The organism is Puia sp. P3 (assembly GCF_050632245.1).
Taxonomy (GTDB): Bacteria; Bacteroidota; Bacteroidia; order Chitinophagales; family Chitinophagaceae; genus Puia.
Map to the genome: position 1 here is coordinate 7,535,323 of NZ_CP192583.1, position 19,205 is coordinate 7,554,527.

Annotated in this window: 25 protein-coding genes and 2 pseudogenes; 13 read left to right on the top strand and 14 right to left on the bottom strand. The window is 53.0% G+C overall.

Annotation, left to right across the window (positions count from 1 at the left end):
- Nucleotides 1-25: 25 nt before the first annotated feature.
- Genes ACQ86N_RS47490 through ACQ86N_RS47500 form a run of 3 tightly spaced genes read left to right on the top strand, consistent with a single transcriptional unit; the run spans nt 26 to nt 2,287 of the window.
- A complete protein-coding gene (locus ACQ86N_RS47490; protein WP_431217893.1) occupies nt 26-976 on the top strand; it encodes an LUD domain-containing protein in 951 nt (316 codons plus the stop codon).
- Nucleotides 977-983: 7 nt separating this feature from the next.
- Nucleotides 984-1,766, top strand: a complete 783-nt coding sequence (locus tag ACQ86N_RS47495; protein ID WP_431213180.1) for a DUF7033 domain-containing protein — start codon at nt 984-986, stop codon at nt 1,764-1,766.
- Nucleotides 1,721-2,287 carry a hypothetical protein gene (locus ACQ86N_RS47500; RefSeq protein WP_431213181.1) on the top strand — a complete coding sequence of 189 codons (567 nt, stop codon included), beginning with the start codon at nt 1,721-1,723 and terminating at the stop codon, nt 2,285-2,287. Before ACQ86N_RS47495 ends, ACQ86N_RS47500 begins: the two co-directional genes overlap by 46 nt.
- Nucleotides 2,288-2,318: 31 nt before the next feature.
- Here the strand turns inward: ACQ86N_RS47500 and ACQ86N_RS47505 are convergent.
- Nucleotides 2,319-3,235: pseudogene (locus tag ACQ86N_RS47505) on the bottom strand (hypothetical protein).
- Nucleotides 3,236-3,287: 52 nt separating this feature from the next.
- Entirely contained in the window at nt 3,288-3,731 is a 444-nt protein-coding gene (locus ACQ86N_RS47510; protein ID WP_431213182.1) for a hypothetical protein, read from the bottom strand.
- A gap of 963 nt (nt 3,732-4,694) precedes the next feature.
- Between ACQ86N_RS47510 and ACQ86N_RS47515 the strand changes: the two genes are divergently transcribed.
- The 5 genes from ACQ86N_RS47515 (at nt 4,695) to ACQ86N_RS47535 (ending at nt 7,381) form a co-directional block, all read left to right on the top strand.
- Entirely contained in the window at nt 4,695-5,147 is a 453-nt protein-coding gene (locus ACQ86N_RS47515; RefSeq protein WP_431213183.1) for a hypothetical protein, read from the top strand.
- 129 nt (nt 5,148-5,276) lie between these two features.
- Nucleotides 5,277-5,594 carry a hypothetical protein gene (locus ACQ86N_RS47520; protein ID WP_431213184.1) on the top strand — a complete coding sequence of 106 codons (318 nt, stop codon included), beginning with the start codon at nt 5,277-5,279 and terminating at the stop codon, nt 5,592-5,594.
- Nucleotides 5,595-5,614: 20 nt separating this feature from the next.
- On the top strand, nt 5,615-5,935 hold the full coding sequence (locus tag ACQ86N_RS47525) for a hypothetical protein (protein WP_431213185.1): 321 nt from the start codon (nt 5,615-5,617) through the stop codon (nt 5,933-5,935).
- Nucleotides 5,902-6,714: a sensor histidine kinase gene (locus ACQ86N_RS47530; RefSeq protein WP_431213186.1), complete on the top strand. Its 813-nt coding sequence runs from the start codon at nt 5,902-5,904 to the stop codon at nt 6,712-6,714. Before ACQ86N_RS47525 ends, ACQ86N_RS47530 begins: the two co-directional genes overlap by 34 nt.
- 7 nt (nt 6,715-6,721) lie before the next feature.
- A complete protein-coding gene (locus ACQ86N_RS47535; RefSeq protein WP_431213187.1) occupies nt 6,722-7,381 on the top strand; it encodes a response regulator in 660 nt (219 codons plus the stop codon).
- A gap of 13 nt (nt 7,382-7,394) precedes the next feature.
- Here the strand turns inward: ACQ86N_RS47535 and ACQ86N_RS47540 are convergent, their stop codons facing one another.
- Nucleotides 7,395-8,342 (bottom strand): efflux RND transporter permease subunit, encoded by a 948-nt coding sequence (locus tag ACQ86N_RS47540; protein WP_431213188.1) that lies wholly within the window; start codon nt 8,340-8,342, stop codon nt 7,395-7,397.
- A gap of 8 nt (nt 8,343-8,350) precedes the next feature.
- Nucleotides 8,351-9,754: an efflux RND transporter permease subunit gene (locus ACQ86N_RS47545; RefSeq protein ID WP_431213189.1), complete on the bottom strand. Its 1,404-nt coding sequence runs from the start codon at nt 9,752-9,754 to the stop codon at nt 8,351-8,353.
- Between the two features lie 69 nt (nt 9,755-9,823).
- Between ACQ86N_RS47545 and ACQ86N_RS47550 the strand changes: the two are divergent.
- Both ACQ86N_RS47550 and recO read left to right on the top strand, forming a co-directional pair.
- A pseudogene (locus tag ACQ86N_RS47550) lies at nt 9,824-9,928 on the top strand (recombination protein O N-terminal domain-containing protein); the annotation flags it as partial.
- Between the two features lie 190 nt (nt 9,929-10,118).
- Nucleotides 10,119-10,562: a DNA repair protein RecO gene (gene recO, locus ACQ86N_RS47555; RefSeq protein WP_431217894.1), complete on the top strand. Its 444-nt coding sequence runs from the start codon at nt 10,119-10,121 to the stop codon at nt 10,560-10,562.
- A 16-nt stretch (nt 10,563-10,578) separates the two neighbouring features.
- Here recO and ACQ86N_RS47560 read toward each other — a convergent pair whose 3' ends face one another.
- Nucleotides 10,579-10,839, bottom strand: coding sequence for an amidohydrolase family protein (locus ACQ86N_RS47560; protein WP_431217895.1), 261 nt, complete (start codon nt 10,837-10,839; stop codon nt 10,579-10,581).
- The gene (locus tag ACQ86N_RS47565; protein WP_431213190.1) at nt 10,830-11,801 is read right to left on the bottom strand and encodes an amidohydrolase family protein; all 972 of its coding nucleotides are present in this window, start codon (nt 11,799-11,801) and stop codon (nt 10,830-10,832) included. Before ACQ86N_RS47565 ends, ACQ86N_RS47560 begins: the two co-directional genes overlap by 10 nt.
- Nucleotides 11,802-11,853: 52 nt before the next feature.
- On the opposite strand from ACQ86N_RS47565, the gene prfA reads away from it, so the two are divergent.
- Complete coding sequence (prfA, locus tag ACQ86N_RS47570) at nt 11,854-12,918, top strand: peptide chain release factor 1 (RefSeq protein ID WP_431213191.1); 1,065 nt, start codon at nt 11,854-11,856, stop codon at nt 12,916-12,918.
- Between the two features lie 67 nt (nt 12,919-12,985).
- The gene (locus ACQ86N_RS47575; protein ID WP_431213192.1) at nt 12,986-13,459 is read left to right on the top strand and encodes a hypothetical protein; all 474 of its coding nucleotides are present in this window, start codon (nt 12,986-12,988) and stop codon (nt 13,457-13,459) included.
- 578 nt (nt 13,460-14,037) lie between these two features.
- Here the strand turns inward: ACQ86N_RS47575 and ACQ86N_RS47580 are convergent.
- The 8 genes from ACQ86N_RS47580 to ACQ86N_RS47615 all read right to left on the bottom strand — a co-directional run bounded on the left by ACQ86N_RS47580 (nt 14,038) and on the right by ACQ86N_RS47615 (nt 17,455).
- Nucleotides 14,038-14,259 carry a hypothetical protein gene (locus tag ACQ86N_RS47580; RefSeq protein WP_431213193.1) on the bottom strand — a complete coding sequence of 74 codons (222 nt, stop codon included), beginning with the start codon at nt 14,257-14,259 and terminating at the stop codon, nt 14,038-14,040.
- A complete protein-coding gene (locus ACQ86N_RS47585; protein WP_431213194.1) occupies nt 14,256-14,447 on the bottom strand; it encodes a hypothetical protein in 192 nt (63 codons plus the stop codon). Before ACQ86N_RS47585 ends, ACQ86N_RS47580 begins: the two co-directional genes overlap by 4 nt.
- Before the next feature lie 157 nt (nt 14,448-14,604).
- On the bottom strand, nt 14,605-15,432 hold the full coding sequence (locus ACQ86N_RS47590) for an anti-sigma factor (protein ID WP_431213195.1): 828 nt from the start codon (nt 15,430-15,432) through the stop codon (nt 14,605-14,607).
- Nucleotides 15,429-15,941, bottom strand: coding sequence for an RNA polymerase sigma factor (locus ACQ86N_RS47595; protein WP_431217896.1), 513 nt, complete (start codon nt 15,939-15,941; stop codon nt 15,429-15,431). Before ACQ86N_RS47595 ends, ACQ86N_RS47590 begins: the two co-directional genes overlap by 4 nt.
- Nucleotides 15,942-16,106: 165 nt before the next feature.
- On the bottom strand, nt 16,107-16,484 hold the full coding sequence (gcvH, locus tag ACQ86N_RS47600) for a glycine cleavage system protein GcvH (RefSeq protein ID WP_431213196.1): 378 nt from the start codon (nt 16,482-16,484) through the stop codon (nt 16,107-16,109).
- Nucleotides 16,485-16,611: 127 nt separating this feature from the next.
- The gene (locus ACQ86N_RS47605) at nt 16,612-16,779 is read right to left on the bottom strand and encodes a hypothetical protein (protein ID WP_431213197.1); all 168 of its coding nucleotides are present in this window, start codon (nt 16,777-16,779) and stop codon (nt 16,612-16,614) included.
- On the bottom strand, nt 16,754-17,110 hold the full coding sequence (locus ACQ86N_RS47610; RefSeq protein WP_431213198.1) for a hypothetical protein: 357 nt from the start codon (nt 17,108-17,110) through the stop codon (nt 16,754-16,756). The genes ACQ86N_RS47605 and ACQ86N_RS47610 overlap by 26 nt, the downstream gene beginning before the upstream one ends.
- Before the next feature lie 12 nt (nt 17,111-17,122).
- On the bottom strand, nt 17,123-17,455 hold the full coding sequence (locus ACQ86N_RS47615) for a YbjQ family protein (RefSeq protein WP_431213199.1): 333 nt from the start codon (nt 17,453-17,455) through the stop codon (nt 17,123-17,125).
- 230 nt (nt 17,456-17,685) lie between these two features.
- Here ACQ86N_RS47615 and serS point away from each other — a divergent pair, with 230 nt between their 5' ends.
- Nucleotides 17,686-18,957 (top strand): serine--tRNA ligase, encoded by a 1,272-nt coding sequence (gene serS / locus ACQ86N_RS47620; RefSeq protein ID WP_431213200.1) that lies wholly within the window; start codon nt 17,686-17,688, stop codon nt 18,955-18,957.
- The last annotated feature ends 248 nt before the right edge of the window (nt 18,958-19,205 follow it).

Genomic DNA, 19,205 nt, shown 5'->3' on the forward strand with positions numbered 1-19,205 from the left:
CGACCTGGGAGAATATATCCAGCAGCTGGACGGCGAACCTCCCTATCATATCGTCACACCCGCGATGCACAAGAGCAAGGAGGACGTCGCCAAACTCTTCTACGAAAAGCTGCACACCAAGCCCAATCTCACTCCCGAACAGCTGACCCTGGTCGCCAGGGAAAAGCTCCGGAAGAAATACGTACAGGCGGAGATCGGCATCACCGGCGCCAACTTCCTCATCTCCGATATCGGCGGTATCGCAGTGACGGAGAACGAAGGCAACGCAAGGCTCAGCGCCTCCTTCCCCAAAACGCATATCGTCATCGTGGGCATCGAAAAGATCATCCCCTCGATGACCGACCTCGGTCTCTTCTGGCCCCTGCTCGCAACGTTCGGCACCGGTCAGCGTATCACCGTATACAACACCATAATCACCGGCCCCAAACAACCCGGCGAAACAGACGGCCCCGAGGAAATGATCCTCATCCTGCTCGACAACGGCCGCACCAATATCCTCGCGAATCCAAAGTCCCGCGAAAGCCTCTACTGCATCCGCTGCGGCGCCTGTCTGAACGCCTGCCCCATCTATAAGAATATCGGCGGCCACGCCTACGGTACCACCTATAGCGGCCCGATTGGCTCGGTCATCACCCCACACCTTCGGGACATGGGAGAATGGAAGCATCTCAGCTATGCCTCCTCCCTTTGCGGCAACTGCACCGAGGTGTGCGCTGTAAAGATCAACCTCCACGAGCTGCTGCTCGAGAACCGCTACGAGGCCGTGGAAGAAGGATATACTTCGATCGCCGAAAAAATGGCCTGGAAGGTCTGGAAAAAAGCGAGCCTCAATCGCAATCTCATGAATATGGGTTCCGCGAAGATGAAGAACTGGGTCGTCAACAAGGCATTCAAAGCCTGGACAGCACACCGTGACAATCTGGACTTCGCAACCAAAACCTTCAACCAGCGCTGGAAGGACGAACGGAAGGGGTAAGCCCGCTATGCTTTTATACAGCGAACATATATCTCCCCGGCTGCGATACGTCGCCGGGTTCATCAGTAAAGAGCTGCTTGCCCTGCCCATCCGCGTCACCTCCGACAAGGAAGCCTTCGTCACGCACGACGGCCCGCGTATCAACTACTCCGCAGAGAATATCCCCGGTACGTTCAGGATAATCCCGGTACCCCTTCTGTCAGAAACAAACATCAGCCCTCAGAATATCTCTTGCTTCGAACACCACGGCCGCAAGGCCTTCTTCGCTACAGGAGGTAATTTCCCTTTCGATATATTCGCCGCCTCGTTCTACCTCATCACCCGTTACGAAGAATGGCTTCCCCACGAAAAAGACGAATACGGCAGGTACGCCCACACCAACTCCTTAGCCTGGAAAGAAGGCTTCCTCGGCATACCGCTGGTCAACTACTGGCTGCTCGACCTCAAAGAGGCGTTAAAGGCTGTGTATCCCAACCTCGTCTTCCGTCATCCCGATTTTAAGTTCGCGCCTACCTATGATATCGACCAGGCCTGGTCCTACCTCCACAAAGGCTGGCGGCGAAATCTCGGCGCCGCGCTGAAGGAACTCGTCTCGGGCAAATGGAGCAGGCTGCAACAGCGGCTGGCCGTACTGCAGGGCCGGCGCAAGGACCCCTTCGACGCCTACGAATGGCTCGACGGCCTGCACCTCTACTGCCGGCTGAAGCCGTATTATTTTTCCTCGTGGCGTCCCGTTGTACGGGCGTGGACAGGAATATCCCGACGTCCAGTGCCGGTCTGCAGCAGCTGATAGCCTATCACGCCATGGGGTACCGTCTGGGCGTACACCCGTCGTGGCGCAGCGGCGACAGGGAAGGTCTGCTGAAGGAAGAGATGGAATGGCTCGAAGAGATCAGCGAAAAGAAGATCACGAGAAGCAGGCAGCACTATATCCGGTTTACCCTGCCGCATACCTATCGTAGCCTGCTGGCCCACGGTATCGAACAGGATTTCTCGATGGGCTATGGAAGCATCAACGGATTCCGGGCTTCGGTAGCCTCGTCGTACAACTGGTATGACCTGCAGCAGGAGGAAGAGACAGGACTGAGACTGATGCCCTTCTGTTTCATGGACGCCAACTCTTTCTATGAACAGCGCAACACGGCGGCACAGGCCATGTCGGAACTGCTGCACTACTATCACCATATCCGCAGAGTGGGAGGCCTTATGGTCACCATCTGGCACAATGATTTCCTCGGCACCGACCCGGGGAAAGCCGGCTGGCGCCAGGTATATGAGACCTTCTTAAAGGAAGAGATATATTGGGATTGAGCCGCCGCGCTCCGCGGCGGCCCCGAAGAGTTTAGTGCTTAAAATGTCTCACCCCCGTCATCACCATCGACAACTTATTCTCCACGCAATACTCGATGGAATCCTTGTCCCTCACCGAACCGCCAGGCTGGATAAAGGACGCGACACCCGCGCCATGCGCGATCTGAACGCTGTCATTGAACGGGAAGAAGGCATCACTGGCGAGTACGGCCCCATTCAGATCGAATTTGAACTGTCCCGCCTTCGTGATCGCCTGTCTCACACTGTCGACCCGGCTGGTCTGACCACAACCCTTGCCCACCAGCTGCCGGTTCTTTACCAGCGCGATAGCGTTTGACTTCAGGTGCTTGCAAACTATATTCGCAAACGCGAGGTCTTTTTCTCCGCCGCCGTAGTCTCGCGACCGCCGACTTCCTTCCACTCGGTGTAGTTGCCTTCGTCGGGCTGCTGCTGCAGCACGCCGCCGAGCAGCGAGCGGTACTGAAAAGCCGTGGTTATGCGCTGCTTCTGCACCAGCAGGATCCGGTTCTTCTTCGAACGCAGGATCTCCAGCGCGTCCGCATTATAGGACGGCGCGATCAGCACCTCGAAGAATATCTCGTTGATGGCCTCGGCCGTTGCCTTGTCGACCGGGCTGTTGCAGGCCAGTACTCCGCCGAATGCGCTCTCCGGATCGCCGGCGAGCGCCGCGTCCCAGGCTTCTTTCAACGAAGGACGTATTGCAATGCCACAGGGATTGGTATGTTTGATGATGGCAAAGACGGATTCGCCGTCTGCCAGACCCGCCGATCCTGCCGCTTCGCCCATGAACTCCTGTATCAGCTGGACTGCCGCGTCGACGTCGACGAGATTGTTATAGGAGAGCTCCTTGCCGTTGACCTGCTCGAACAGATCCTCCAGCTTGCCATAGAAGCGGGCCGCCTGGTGCGGGTTTTCGCCATAACGCATGGACTTGGGAGAAGGCACGGACTCGAGGAAATAGTCGGGTTCGATGCCCAGGTCAAAAATATTTTGCTATGACTACGTCGTAGTGCGCGCAGACCTCGAAAGCCCGGGCCGCCAGCCGCCTGCGCTGCTCGAGGCTGGTCTCTCCCTTTTGCTCGTCGAGGAGATTTTCCAGATAGGAATATTCAGCCTTCGAACCTATGACGACGACGTCTTTATGATTCTTGGCCGCGCTACGGATCATCGAGGGGCCGCCAACGTCTATTTTCTCGATGATCGCCTTGTCCTCTTTCGTACTCGCGACGGTCTCTTCGAATGGGTAGAGGTCCACAATGACAAGATCGATCTCCGGAATCTGAAAGCGCGCCATCTCTTCCATATCCGTCGGCTGATCTCTTCTGCCAAGGATACCACCAAAGACCGAAGGGTGTAAAGTTTTCACCCGACCCCCGAGAATGGAAGGGTAGGAGGTCAGACTTTCGACCGGTACACAGGGCAATCCCAGCGTTTCGATGAACTGCTGAGTACCCCCGTAGAGTAAATAATCACACCTAAGTCATGTAGTTTTTTTACTATCCTGTCCAGGCCGTCCTTGTAAAAAACGGAGATCAGAGCCGATTTTATTTTCTTGTTCATTAAATGTTATTTGTACGCACTGATGGCGCGTGAGAACCGCACGGGACCGGCCAGGGGCCGATCGGCCGAAGGCCAATCATTAGCTGTTTTGCGGTGAAATGTACTTTTTTATAGCATTGAGCCGCAAATCTACGAAAGGAGCATGAAAATTGCAGAAAAATAGGAGGAGGGAGTTAAAGCGAGTCCGGATTCACCTCGTGAGGTAAGATGAATCCGGTCGTTTTGAATGGTAACAGGAGGTAAGCCACAGTAGGTTTTCTCATGCGTACTAATATCATAGCGCATTTCGTTATAGTCATTTGAGCACCAGCATACATACCCAGAACACGCTCAGAGAAACAAAAACAGGATAAGGTGTTAATGGTTATGTATGCTGTTGCAATCTGGTAAAAAGTGGGGACAGTAACAGTTTACCGTCGGTCAGGCAGTCTCACAGCGAAAACGCACAATTCCTTTGACTGTAGGCTCAAGGATATCAAAAATTAAAAACGGGACATAAGCGACGACCTCTTTAATAAATGTCCTATAAATATTTTAAACTGCCCCAAATGCGTCGCAAAAAATAAGACGTTATTTTTTTGCGTAAAACACGCAAAAAACTACTGCAGAATTCACGTACAATCCCTTAGATATTTTACTGTTTTTTAGGTGACGAAAAAGCGTTTTTTTGTCATGTTTTCCTCATGATTACCTGATCCCCTTTATTTTATAAATAATATTAATTTGTAATTATTTGATTTGTATTCGCTTGTGCCTGGCATGGATTGATTCCGAAGAATACTTTTACACCAGCAAATTATTCTTCATCATTCTAAAACATTCAGCCATGAACACAATTGAAAAAAAATCCGTAAATGTCGGGAATTACATCTCCAGAAGCGAAATGGACACTATCACTACATCATATAAGCAGAACAGATGGGCTGAAAACTCTGACCGTCTCGGCAGGGCTGATTCGCTGAGCGTATGGCTCACTGTAGACGAGCTGGAAGGTTTCCTGGATCGTGTTAAATCCCATGGCGGCAACGGAGTTCGTATCCATTTCGGCGTTATAGGCGAAGGATACAAGATCCCTGAGCAGGTAGGCATGCAGACTGTTGTTCTGGTTGGCAATCGCAGCAAAGACGGCTCCCTCGAAAACGCAAAGCAGATCATCAATGGCTATGACGGCGATATCTATATGCCGGCGCCTCTTTGTCCTCCCTTCTGCGGCACCGGCGGTGGAAAAGGCAGGGCTGCACTCATTTCCCGTAAAGACAACAGCATGGAAATTATATAGTCGGATACTCCATATATAATATAAGCAGTTTCTTGTAGCCGCCCCTTAAAGGCGGCTACAACTATTTTGGAATGACCGCCGGGAAATAATTTTTTAATATTTTTTTATCATTATTAATATCTTTCCGGAATGACGTCGAATTTCCTGCTTTTTTCGCTCATTCCGATTGCTGCTGGCGTCGCATTTCTGATAAGCCTGACCATCTTTCTGAGACGGCCGTCGGAACGCTATCTGAAATATTTTTCAGGGTTTCTCCTCGTCAATTTTCTTCTCGAATCCATACTCAATTACATGGCGTGGAAGGGTCGCAACACCCTTTTCCTGAACAACCTCGAGACGATGCTGGTCATCTGCTTCGACCTCTTCCTGATCAGGGACATCATTCACAGACCCGGGGCCAAAAAGGTCTTTTTATTCGTTCTGGTCGCGTACCCCTTTTTTCTCTGATCAATATTTTCTTTATCCAGGTGGCTACCTTTCACACCATGAGCTATTGTCTCGGCTGTCTGCTCATCGTCTGTGCCTGTATCTATTATTTCTGGGAGCTGTTCCAGCAAAAGAGCTCGGTTGACCTGATCCACCAGCCCGCCTTCTGGGTCTGTTCGGGCCTGCTTTTCTTCTATTCCTGCACGTTCCCGCTGTATGGCCTGACGAAATTGATGGAGAGCCTGCCGAAGGTAATCCTGGTGAATTTGTTCAACATCTTTATCTTATTGAATATCTTTCTATATTTATCGTTCACTATTGCCTTTTTATGTCGGCTCAAAACCAGGAAATCTATGTCATAATCCTGATAGCTATCGCGCTTGCCCTCCTGTTGGTAGGCTTCATAGTTACCATGCTTTTCCTGTATCAGCGACGACAGCACCGGCAGGAACAGCAGCTCGCACGCGTAAAAGACCAGTACCAGCAGGAATTATTGCGGTCTCAGCTGGAAATTCAGGAGACGACCTTCAAGACCATCGCCCAGGAACTCCATGATAATATAGGTCAGGTTCTTTCGGTCATCAAACTGTCCCTTTCCATCCTCCCCCTCGAAAAGGAACACCTGGCCTACGAAAGCGTCCAAACCAGCCGCCAGATGCTGAACAAGGTCATCTACGACATGGGCAACCTCACCAAAAGCCTTCATACGGACCGGATCACCCAGATCGGGCTCGTGGAAGCCATGCGCTTCGACCTTGACAGTATGGAAAGGACCGGTCTCCTGAAAGTAGGGCTGACGGTCACTGGCGACGAGTATATGTTTGAGGATCAGCGTTCTATATTTCTTTATCGCATGTTCCAGGAGATGATGAATAATATTTTAAAACATTCCCGCGCTACTCATGTAAATATTGCGGTTAATTACTCAATTGATAATAAATTTGTTCTGAAAGTAGAGGACAACGGGGTCGGGTTTGACGTGGGTAAGAAACGATCTCAGACATCCTCTTCCAGCGGTATAGGCCTGAAGAGTATGACAAACCGTGCCTCCCTGATCGGTGCTCAGATTTCGGTACAAAGTCAACCGGGCAAAGGAACAACCATCACGGTTGAACTGCCCCTGGAAATGGATATATTATAAATTGATTATGGGAGCTGCAACTAAGAAAATACAGGTCGGGATCGTAGACGATCACAATCTCTTGCGAAAGGCGCTGGCTAAGCTCATCGGCTCTTTTGACAACTATTCTATACTTTTCGAGGGCGACAACGGCAAGGATATCAAGACCAAGATCACGCAGCACGTCATCCCCGATATCATCATCCTCGACGTCAACATGCCCGATATGGACGGCTATGAGACCGTCCGCTGGCTGCACAAGAACTACCCCCAGATAAAGGTTCTCGCCCTCTCCATGTCCAGCGACGAGAATACCATCATCCGCATGCTCCGCCTCGGAGCCAAGGGCTATATCCTCAAGAATATCGAACCCGAAGAGCTCAAGCTGGCCCTTGACTCGGTCATGAAAAAGGACTTCTATCTCTCTGAATACATCTCCGGCAAGATCATCAGCGGCCTCCACAAGGACCTGGGCAACCCCGAAGACCCCATCGTCCTCAACGACAAGGAAAAAGAATTCCTCCGCCTCGTCTGTTCGGAGCTTTCCTATAAGGATATCGCCGACAAGATGTTCATCAGCCCAAGGACCGTCGACAACTACCGGAACACGCTCTTCGAAAAGCTAAAGGTCCGCACCCGTGTGGGTTTGGTCATGTTTGCCATTAAGAATGGATTGGTAGAGATTTAGGCGTAGCCCCGGTTCACACCTCCGTCCCGCGGTTCACATCCTTCTTCTTTCCCTTCGTCAGCGTCACCAGCAACGCGGGTAAAAACACCAGATTCGTGATCGTCGCGATCACCAGCGTCACCGACGTCAGCCACCCCAGGGCAAGAATCCCCCCAAAATCACTAAAACAAAATATGATAAACCCCGCCACCAATACAAGCGACGTATAAAGTATGCTGATCCCCGTCTTATTGATCGTTTCGACCACCGACTGCTCCGCATCCCCACTCTTCTCCTGCTTGTAGTTCACAAGGAACCGAATCGTGATATCGATCGCGATCCCCAGTGCAATGCTAAAGACGATCACCGTCGACGGCTTCAGCCTCACCCCGGCCCATCCCATTATCCCCGCCGTAACGATCAGCGGTATCACGTTCGGCACCAGCGAACATACCAGTATCCTCACGCTCCTGAACAGGAACAGCATACAGGCCGCGATCAGGAGAAAAGCCCACTGGATGCTATCCTTCAACCCCCGGATCACAAACGCGCTGCCTTCGAGATAGGTGACGCTCGTCCCCGTAAACTCTACCTTATATTTACTCGAGTCGAACAACTCGTCGGTCTCCTTCTTCAGATCGTCCAGCACCACCGGCAACTTCTTGCTCCCGACATCCTTCATATTGATACTCACCCGCAGCCGCTGCTGATTGCTGTCCACAAAACTCCGGAGTAGTTTGGTAAGACTATTATCGCCTGCCCCGCGCTTCTTTGCGGAGTCTCCTCCGCCAAAATTGAGATAAGAGGACAGGAATACGAGGTCCGTATTGCTGTTAGGCACGTCATAGTTGCTGGTATCTCCCCCATAATACGACTGCCGGATGAACTTCAATCCCTCCACCAGCGACAGCGGCCTCGCCATATCCGGACGCGCCGCAATATATTTTGACAGCTGATCCACGCTGTCCAGCGTCTTCAGCATATTCGCCCTCAGTCCTTTTTCCTCTTCGTGTCGATGACGATCTCCAGCGGCATCACTCCCTTGAAGTTCTTCTCGAAGAATTTCATATCCATGAACAGTGGGTCCTTCTGAGGGAGATCGTCCAGGATAAAGCCTTCCGACTGCAGCCTGAACATACCCGCGACCGCCACCACGACGACCACCGCCGTGACCGCATAGATGACCCGTTGATGGTGCAGGGTCCAGACCTCCAGTTTCTTCAGGATGACAGCCAGCCAGCGGTTCTCGAGATAACGCATATGCTTTCCCTTCGGCTCGGGCAGATAGCTCAGCACCACCGGAATAAGAATAAAGGAGATAAAGAACAGCAGCATGATATTGATACCCGCAACCACGCCGAACTCGTTGAGGATCGCGCTCCGCGTCAGCGCGAAGACGCCAAACCCGATAGCCGCCGTCAGGTTGCAGAACAGCGTCACCACGCCCATCCGGCCGATCATAACGACCAGCGCCTCGTGCTTGTCGCCGGTATCCCTGAACGCCGTATGGTATTTGTTCATGAAATAGATACAGTTGGGGATCCCGATGACCACTACGAGCGTCGGCGTCAGCGCATTCAGCAGTGTGATCTTATAACCGAACAGATCCATGGTCCCGAGACTGAAGATGACGCCCACGACCACCACCGCCAGCGACAACAGCACCGTGCTCAGGCTCCGGAAGAAAAGGAAAAGAATAAAGGAAAGGATCACCACCGAACCCAGCAGAAACCAGGTCGTCTCGTTGCTGACTTTTGTCGCCATCTTCGTCCTGATCAGCGGCAGCCCGCTGGTATGCATCCCGAACCCGTGCCGAAGTCCAAAGCTGTCGACCGCACGCGAGATCGCATTGACCGTCGCGATCCTGCCTTTGGAGTTCATCACGTCCTTGTTGACGTGCACCGCCGTCAGCCAGGTGCCCGTTTCGGCATTGTAGAGCAGCCCCCGGTAGAAAGGCAGATCCAGCAGCACCGCCTTTCCGCTGTCTATCTGCGCCTGCTCCGTCGGATGGGCCGGAAAGATCTGAACCACCCGCGGCTTTTGCGTGACGGTATCCTTGACGAGATTGATGGCGGAATTGATACCCAGAACATCGTCTACTCCCGGCACCTTCCTCAACTGGCCGGTCAGCGCGATATAGTCGTTGAAGATGTCCAGCTGGAAGAACTTGTCGGTCTGGACCCTGATAACCAGTACATTTCCATCCTCTCCAAAACGCTGGCGAAACTCCTGATAGGCCTGGTATTTGGGATTATCCGTAGGGATCGTCTTGGTAAAATCATAGCTGAGCTGTACCCTCGATGCCCGCCAGCCCATATAGCCGGTGACGGATAAAAGAGCGATGAGCCAGAACAACCTATATTTGAGTACAAGACGGGCGATGGATTCCCACATGGTGAAAATTTTACTTTGCAAATAAACGGCAAATTGAGGACTTCGCCGCGTGGCGTAATTTCGAAGGAAATGATACATAAAACCAAAGGGATAGTAATCCGGACAGTCAAATATGGCGAGACAAGTCTCATCGCCACCCTCTATACCGAACTGTTCGGCATCCAGTCCTATATGGTCAGCGGCGTCCGTACCTCCAGCCGCAAGGGACCCGGCAAAGCCAACCTCTTCCAGCCCTCCGCGATCCTCGGACCTCGTCGTCTACCACAACGAGCTGAAGAACCTCCAGCGTATAAAGGAAATGAAATGGGCCGTCCTCTACCAGAACATCTTCTTCGACGTCCTCAAGAACGCCGTGGCCCTTTTTATGGTGGAACTCCTGCAGAAATGCCTCAAACAGCCGGAGCCCAATCCCGAACTTTTTTACTTCATCGAAGACGCCTTCCTCCATCTCGACGCCAGCGAAGGCCGCATACAGGCCAATTTCCCGCTGTTCTTCATGCTCCACCTCGCCGGCTTCTTCGGGTTCCGCATACAGGATATCTACTCGGAGCGGACGCCCTGGCTCGACCTCCAGGAAGGACAGTTCGTCGCCGAGCACCCCGAACACCCGCAATTCCTCGAAGGCAACTTCAGCTATATAACCGCACAGCTGCTGCGCGCCCAGCAGCCCTACGAACTCCAGGAGATCGCCCTCAATCAGGACGCCCGCCGCCACCTGCTGCAGGCCTACCAGATCTTCTACGCATTGCACGTACCGGACTTCGGCGAGATGAAAACTTTGTCGGTCCTCCAGACGGTCCTCCAGTAGCCATCTCCGGACGGTCCTACAATAATCTCCTCACAGTCTCCCCTTCATTCCCGATCAGGACCACCCCCGGCTGCTTACCCTTCTCAAAACTCCCCAGCACACTATCCAGCTGTAAGGCCTTTGCGCCGTTATAAGTCGCCCACCGGAGCATCTCGGGCATGCCTATGCGGGGAAATGCCCGCCGCAGCGTCTTTATCTCTTCCAGTACCGATAGCTGGTGGTTCGACGCGAGGCTGTCGGTACCCAGGACGATCGTACACTCATTCTTTACGAGCATCTCCACATCGGGAAGCTGCCCGCCGATATACTCGTTGGCATTGGGACAAAGACAATAGAACAGGGTAGGGGCACCCGCCCCCGCAGACCGCCCACCTTCCGCGCGGCCAGTACGTCCTCTTCCCTCGTCGCGACATTATGCACCAGTATCAGGTGCTGGTTTCTGAAAAAATTGCCCACATAACTCTCCAGACTTCTACGACCCGTACCCGCGAAAAAGGACACATCCAGCCCCAGCTGCTGGTAAAGCCTGAGAAAATCTCCCGTCCCCGAGAGGTAGAATTCGTTCTCCTCCTCGCTCTCCTGGTTGTGGATCGTAAGGAGATGGTTACCCGGGAACCCCGCGACGAGCCCGAACAGGGCCGGCGAGACAGAATAAGGCGCATGCGGAACGATCGAATTGGCTTCTATCGGCAGGGCATAGCCTTCGGCAAACGCATGGAAGACCTCCAGCCCCTGCCCGAACCGCTGCTCCGCCGTCGCTCCTATAAAACCCATCGTCTCGATAAAATTGTGGTAGAAAAGACGGCCCTCCGTCTTCAGCGCCAGCGTATCGGCCGTATTGCAGATATCTCCCACGGCCACGATGCCATTGTCCAGCATCTCCTGCTCCGCCGCAGCCATGGCTTCCTCCCGGGTCAATCCGCGGGTCTCGCCACCGGTGACCGCGGTTACGCCATCCGGCCGGGTCGCACCCCGCCGACGGATCACAGCCATCAAAAAATCAACCAGCCCCGTCCCCTCCGGCAATACCCCCTTCATATGCGACAACTCCAGATGGCAGTGGCAGTTGACAAAACCCGGACTCAGCACACCCTGAAAAACCTCGGTATCCCCACCCGCCTCCGCAGCCGGAACGATATCCTGCACCACCCCTTCATCCGTGGTTATCAATACCCTGTCCCCCGCCTCCATTTCCTTCCCGTTGAACAAATAATCGGCTTTGAATTTTCGGTAAAGCATTTACAAACAGTTTATCTTTGCGGTCCGCCGGCAACGAGCCGGAACCAAATATATGCTAGATAAACTAGAAGCCATAAATGCCCGGTTCGAAGACCTTGGGGTCGCACTGAGTAACCCGGAAGTCGTCAGCGACAACCGGAGGTTCAGCGCTATGAGCAAAGAATACCGCAGCATCGAAAAGATCGTCAACGCCTACAAGGAATACAAGGACCTGCTCGATACCATCGATTTCAATAAAGAGGCGCTCAACGGCGACGACGCCGAGCTGAGAGACCTCGCCAAGGCGGAAGCCCCCGAACTGGACGAAAAGAGGACCCGGATGGAGGCCACTATCCGCCAGCTCCTCATCCCCAAGGACCCCCAGGACGAGAAGAACGCCATTCTGGAAATACGGGCCGGCACGGGCGGCGACGAAGCCAGCCTCTTCGCAGGAGACCTCCTGCGCATGTATCTCAAGTACTGCGAGAAGAAGGGGTGGAAAACGGCCATCCTCAGTGAAAGTGAAGGCACCGTCGGCGGATACAAGGAAGTCCAGGTGGAAGTGGTCGGCGACGACGTTTATGGCACCCTCAAGTTCGAGAGCGGCGTTCACCGCGTTCAGCGCGTACCCGACACGGAGACCAGCGGACGCGTCCATACCAGCGCGGCCACCGTAGCCGTTATGCCCGAGGCCGAAGAAGTGGACATCGAAGTAAAGGAAAGCGACGTCAAAATGGAGACGGCCCGAAGTGGAGGCGCCGGCGGCCAGAACGTCAACAAGGTCGAAACCAAGGTTTTTCTCACCCATATTCCCACCGGCGTCGTCGTGGTCTGCCAGACCGAACGAACCCAGCTGGGCAACCGCGAAAAGGCCATGCAGATGCTCCGTACCAAGCTCTACGAAGAGCAGGTGCGCAAGCAGGAAGAAGAGATCTCGCGCCACCGGAAAAGCCTCGTCAGCACAGGCGACCGCAGCGCCAAGATCAGGACCTATAACTTCCCCCAGGGCCGCGTAACGGACCACCGGATCGGCCTCACTGTTTACAATCTGGACGAGGTCCTCAACGGTAGCATACAGGAATTTATCGACGCCCTGCAGTTCGCCGAGAACTCGGAGAAAATGGCAAAACAAAATTAACGCGGATCACGCCGCATCTCTTACTGTACAGGCCCGGGAAAGCGTACCTTCGGGAAAACGAATCGCTATGCTCGAGAACATCATCAACCTCGTACGCGAGAACGCCGGCGAAGCCATCGTCAACAATCCCGCTGTCCCCAACGAACACAATGAAGCCGTTACCGAAGAGGCCGGATCCTCCATCATGGAGGGGCTCCGGAATATGATCTCCGGCGGCCAGTCCCAGGAGGTGCTCAGCCTCTTCAGCCATCCGTCGGAAGACCTGTCGTCCCACCCGGCCGTACAGAATATCGCCGGCGGATTCGTCCAGAATCTGGTCTCCAAATTCAATATAAACCCCAGCGCGGCCAGTGGTATAGCTTCCAGCCTGATACCCACCGTGTTGCAGCAACTGGTCCACAAGACCAACGACACCGCCGACAATTCCTTCAATCTGGAACATCTTCTCGGCAACCTGACAGGCGGACAGGGCATACAGGGACTATTAGGCAGTTTAGGACAGGGTGGCGGCGTCATGGACAAGCTGAAAGGGCTTTTTTAGGCGCTCTGCCGGCTCACGAGGCCGGATACCCCATCCTTCATGGTATTCCCTGGAGAGGGCATTAAAATCAAATTAAAAGGGGAATAATACAACTCCTCGGATGCTTCCCTTTTGCATTATTTTAACGACTAAGGCTTAAACTATCCTTTTTACCTTTTGTCTATTATATACTGCCGGGCACGCAGCCGGCAACAGTTCTTTAAAAAATAGCGCTAAAACTTGCTATACAGGAGAATATTGTATATCTTATAAGTGGCAATGCTAAATAAATGTTATTACTCTCCGGCCTTTTAATGGAAAGACGGATTACGTCGTAACTTTGTGTGGTGATTGAGTGAGTCAGAGAGGTGAGATAGCAGTTCTTTTAGCAGTTTTTCTTAACAGTTCTCAATATAATATTGGCACCTGTTTTGCGTTATTAAGATCAAAAGCAGTCTTTTCTATTTGACTCACATAAAGCAGTCAATTTTCTCATAAGCAGTTAGTTTTGGTTACGACCCCTGTTTCTACAGGGGTTTATTTTTTTATATAGGTTCCGGCTTCGGTGCCCAATATCCGAAACCGTCTAACGGCTTTGTCTAAACTTTCTTCGCCAGCTGCGGCAGCAACAGCAGATTGCTCAGTCCATAGCCGATACCCGCACCGACCATATCGGCAATGATATCCGCCTCGTCATAATCCCTCAGCGGGATACAACATTTCTGGAGGAATTCCATCCCGATACCATAGGCATTCGAGAGAATAAAGAAGAGGAAGAACAGTCTTAAAAGGATCCTGCTGTCCGTGATCTTATTGCTCATGTACAGGGCCCACAAAAAATAAATCCGCCGAACATCCCCGCATGCACGAGCTTGTCGAACTCGGGTATCTTAAACCCTGACTCGCTCGGCAGCATTTTGCCGGGAAGACAGCAGGCGACGGCGATCAGAATAGTCCACAAAAGAGGTGCGATCAGCTTGCCAAAATATTTCCTTAAGAACGGGATCATACACTATGATTAAAAGCCCGGCCATAGGCGCGGTGTCTGAGCGCGTCTGGCCATGGACCGCCGCGGATCGGGCCGCCGGAGGTAAATGAAAAAAGTCCCTAAAAATGGGACTTTTTTTACTATCTCTGTAGATTTTTTTCCACTTCACTTTGAGCGCCTACTGCGTCTGCGTGGCTTTGCCCATGGACTGCATCTTCTCGAGGGTCGGAGAGGGACTTCCACCGTGCTTTTCGATCGTTATCGCGAAGGCCTGCGCCCTCTTGGTATCCTTCATCTTCAGTATCAGCTTTTCGTTGGTAGCGTCAAAAACGCCCAGGTCATTAGGTTTCCCGTCTATCAGTGCCCACAGCTGGTACTGCTGGTCGTTGGGCAGCTTCGGCATGTTCTTCACCACCAGGTATACGCTGGAAGAGGCCGAGTCCCAGTAAACGTTAGCCGAAGACTTCGGGGCAACCTTCGTGCCGACCATATTGACGACGGTCGTATTAGGGTCGCCGATAGCGTGCTTCTGTTCATCCACGATCCTGTTGAGAATGTTTTGCGCCGTGTCGCGTTGCGTCTTTAATCCATCATTCTCCTTCACCAGATCCTGATTCTGTTGTTTGGCCTGCATATACAGCCAGACCATGGCGATCAGAAGGATGACGGCAGCAGCAGCTACGAAACGCAACATACCCATACCCCTCGCGGGGCTTTTTGCATTTTCCATGTTGTGTATTTTAGGTGGAATTGATGAAGGACCACTGCGGGAAGACGGCGCGGTCTTCCCGATCGCTTCAAAAATCTTTACCTTAACCTCCGGCGGGGTGGGCAACGCCTGCTCTTTGGCGGATGCCTCGATGCCTTCCTCAAATTTCCTGCGTGCTGCTACTAACTCAGGATATTGAGCACATAATCGTTCGAACTCGGCCCTCTCGGACTCACTCGCAAGTCCCATCACATAGCTCTCGATGATGCCGCTTTCTATGTAATCTTTTAGGTTCACTTTAGATATTCTCTTAATTGTAATAACGCATTCCTGATGCGGGTTTTTACCGTACCGAGCGGGATAGACATCATGTCGGCGATCTCTTCGTGGGTAAAACCCTTGAAATAAGCCAGCTCGACCAGAACCCGATGTTCGGGCTTCAGCTTCTCGAGCACCTTTTTAAGCCCTATATTATCAACGTTCTGTTGCGTGATCTGGCTGACTCCTCCTTTATATACGTTATCCGGAAGCTCCTGGTTTTTCTGGGAATTCTGGTAACCCTTCGACCGGAGCATATCGATGGAGGCGTTTCTCGCTATATTCAGCATCCACGTGAACAGCCTCCCCTTGGTCTGGTCGTAGGTCTCTATCTTACGCCAGATATTGATAAATACCTCCTGCAGTACGTCGCTGGCAAGCTCATTATTGTCTGTAATGATCTGTTTTATAATGCTATAGAGAGCCCCTGCGTAATTGTCGTACAGAAAACCAAACGCCTGGTTATTCCTCTCTTTCAGGGCTAGCACCAATTCCTGCTCAGTATAGGTAGTAGGTATTCCCAAGGGATATAACTTGTGCCGGAAATTCACTATTACAAAAATTAGCGCATCTCCGGCAAAATGCTAATTTCTGTCCTTCGGACGAGGTCCTTAAAGGACCTACAGGAGACTCTAAAGTAATAGAAAAAATCCTTAATGCACAATATTACCATACGCCGCGGCATCCATCAGCTGAGCCACGTCGGCGGGGTCCTTCACCGTCATACGTATCATCCAGCCCTTGCCATACGGATCGGAATTGACCAGGTCGGGATGCTGGGTCAGATCGGGATTGACTTCCAGAATAGTGCCGGCGACGGGAAGATAGAGGTCGCTGACGGTCTTGACGGCCTCCACGGTGCCAAAAACGGTCTCCGCACCAAGCGTCTTGCCTACAGTCTCCACCTCCACATATACGATATCCCCCAATTCCTGCTGGGCAAATTCGGTAATTCCGATCACTGCTTCATTTCCTTCCAGGCGGATCCACTCATGGTCTTTCGTGTAGCGTAAATTGTCAGGGAAATTCATGTCTATAATTTTTATTGTAAAGACTAACGGAAAATGGTGCTGCAAAGATTACAAAAAGGTTCCAAAAAATCCGTGCGGGCGGCGAATTATTTGACAGATCGGTCAGTCCGCCGGATGAGCTTCATTTTCAGGATTCTAACTGGTTGGATCGGACGGTCGAAAGGACGCCCGGAAGCTGGTGGAACAGCCCCTTCCTGATCTCCGCGGGTATCTTATAGGTGGTATCGTGGTCTCCCAGATCGATGCCGTCGGTTGCCCTCCGGCTATTATCATATTTCCCGGTCCATGTTTTCAAAGTACAGCAGGACATGGTCCTTCAGAAAGTTCTCCTGTTCCGCCAGTCCCATCACGGGCAACGCCTTCAACTGGCGGAAATGCGGCCAGCCGCCCTCGTCCACCCGCTCCAGCTCGTAATAGCCGCTCTGGCGGAATAGGGAACATACCGCGATATGCATCAGGTCCTGCTTTTCTTCCTTGGAAAACTTCTTCCGGATATCGCCGAGTTCCTGTACCCCGATGAGGAACAGGATGGCTTCCATGTCCGGCTTCTTGCCAAATCGTTCTACCAGTCTCGCTTCCAGGTCCCACCAGCGGGCCTGGAGATCGTCTTGCGCATGTTGTTGCATGCCGCAAAGGTACTAAACCTTCTCCACTACGACCGCCGTGCCATAGGCCAGCACCTCGGTCACGCCGTTCATCACCTCGTTGGCGTCATAGCGCATGTTGATGATGGCATTGGCCCCTCTCTCGGAAGCGTGCTGCATCATATACTGAAAAGCCTCTTCGCGCGTCTTTTCGCAGAGTTCCACGTAGATGGATATCTGCCCGCCGAAGAGCGTCTGCAGTCCGCCCGCGAGGTTGCCGAGTACGCTGCGCGAACGCACGGTGATGCCGCGCACCACGCCCAGCGACCGGACGATGCGATGCCCGTCGAGTACGGTGCTGGTGGTGATCATAGTAGGGTCAATCATATAGAAGGTTTTGCACAAAATAAGCTTTTGTACGGTTTTCGGATCAAAAATTGGGCACAGCCCAATTGCCGGTGTACCCGGCAGAAATTGGAGATGGGTGGCAAAAAATTATATTTCCTGTATTTTTTGCCACACTATACCTTTGTCGAAATTCAGAATTTTCCGGACGATCCTCGGACTATCCCTCGGGCGACCCCGTGCAATTCCGGATAATTCACAAAATCTCTTTTATGTTACAAGTGGCATTTATTCGTCAAAACGTGGACTTCGTGAAGGAAAGGCTCGGCGTCAGGAATTTTAAGGATCTCGACCTGGTCGATACCATCGTCGGTCTCGACGACCAGCGGAAGAAACTCCAGCTGGAGACCGACACCACGCAGTCCCGGATAAATACACTTTCCAAAGAGATCGGCCAGCTGATGGCAAAAGGCCAGAAGGCGGAAGCCGAGGAAAAGAAACAGGAAGTCGCCGCACTCAAGTCGGCTCTGGCCCCGATCGCCGACCAGCTGGCCGGCGTCGAAAGCGAGCTGAACACAACTATATTGCGGCTCCCCAACCTCCCCGCAGCACCGGTGCCCCGCGGTAAATCCGCCGAGGACAACGTCACCATCCGCGAGGGGGGCAGCAAACCCGGGCTGCCGGCGGGTGCGCAGGCGCACTGGGACCTTGCAAAAAAATACAACCTCATCGACTTCGAGCTGGGCAACAAGATCACCGGTAGCGGATTCCCCGTTTATATCAACAAGGGAGCAAGGCTGCAGCGCGCCCTCATACAGTATTTTCTGGACTACAACACGGCCGCCGGCTACACCGAGTTCCAGCCTCCCATCATGGTCAACGAGGTGTCCGCGCGCGGGACGGGGCAGCTGCCGGACAAGGAAGGCCAGATGTACTACGTCACCGAAGACGATCTCTATCTCATTCCCACAGCCGAAGTTCCGGTGACGAATATCTACCGCGACGAGATCGTAAAGGAGGACAGGCTGCCGATCCGCATGACCGCCTACACACCCTGCTTCCGCCGCGAGGCCGGCAGCTATGGGAAGGACGTGCGGGGGCTCAACCGTCTCCATCAGTTCGACAAGGTCGAGATCGTCCAGCTCGTCGATCCGGCAAAGAGCTACGAAGTACTCGACGAGATGGTGGCACACGTGGAGCGCCTCCTCCAGTCTCTGGACCTGCAGTACCGCATTCTTCGTTTGTGCGGCGGAGATATGGGCTTTACGTCAGCGATGACTTACGACTTCGAGGTCTACAGTGCTGCACAGGAGAAATGGCTCGAGGTGAGCTCGGTCAGTAACTTCGAATCCTTCCAGACGAACCGGATGAAGATCCGCTACAAGGATGCTGGCGGTAAGACGCAGCTGGTCCACTCCCTCAACGGAAGCTCGCTGGCGCTGCCGCGGATCGTGGCCTGTCTGTTGGAGAATCACCAGGCGGAGGGATATATTGCGCTACCGAAGGCGCTGCATTCCTATTTCGGTGCTGACCGGATAGACTAAACATTGAAACGTCGGACCTCTCTCCGCCGCAATCGGCGGCGAGCCCCGCCTGCGCCGCGGTTCACGCGTCCCTACCCGGTCTCGCGGTTCACGGTGTCGCGGTTCACGGTCTCACACTTCGCGCGCGGTTCACATCCCGTGGCCCCCTTGCGCGGTTCACACTTCACGCGCGTAGTTCACACTTCACGCGTGGTTCACTCTCCTTCCCAGGTTCACCTTGCGCGGTTCACGCGCGGTTCTCGTCCAGT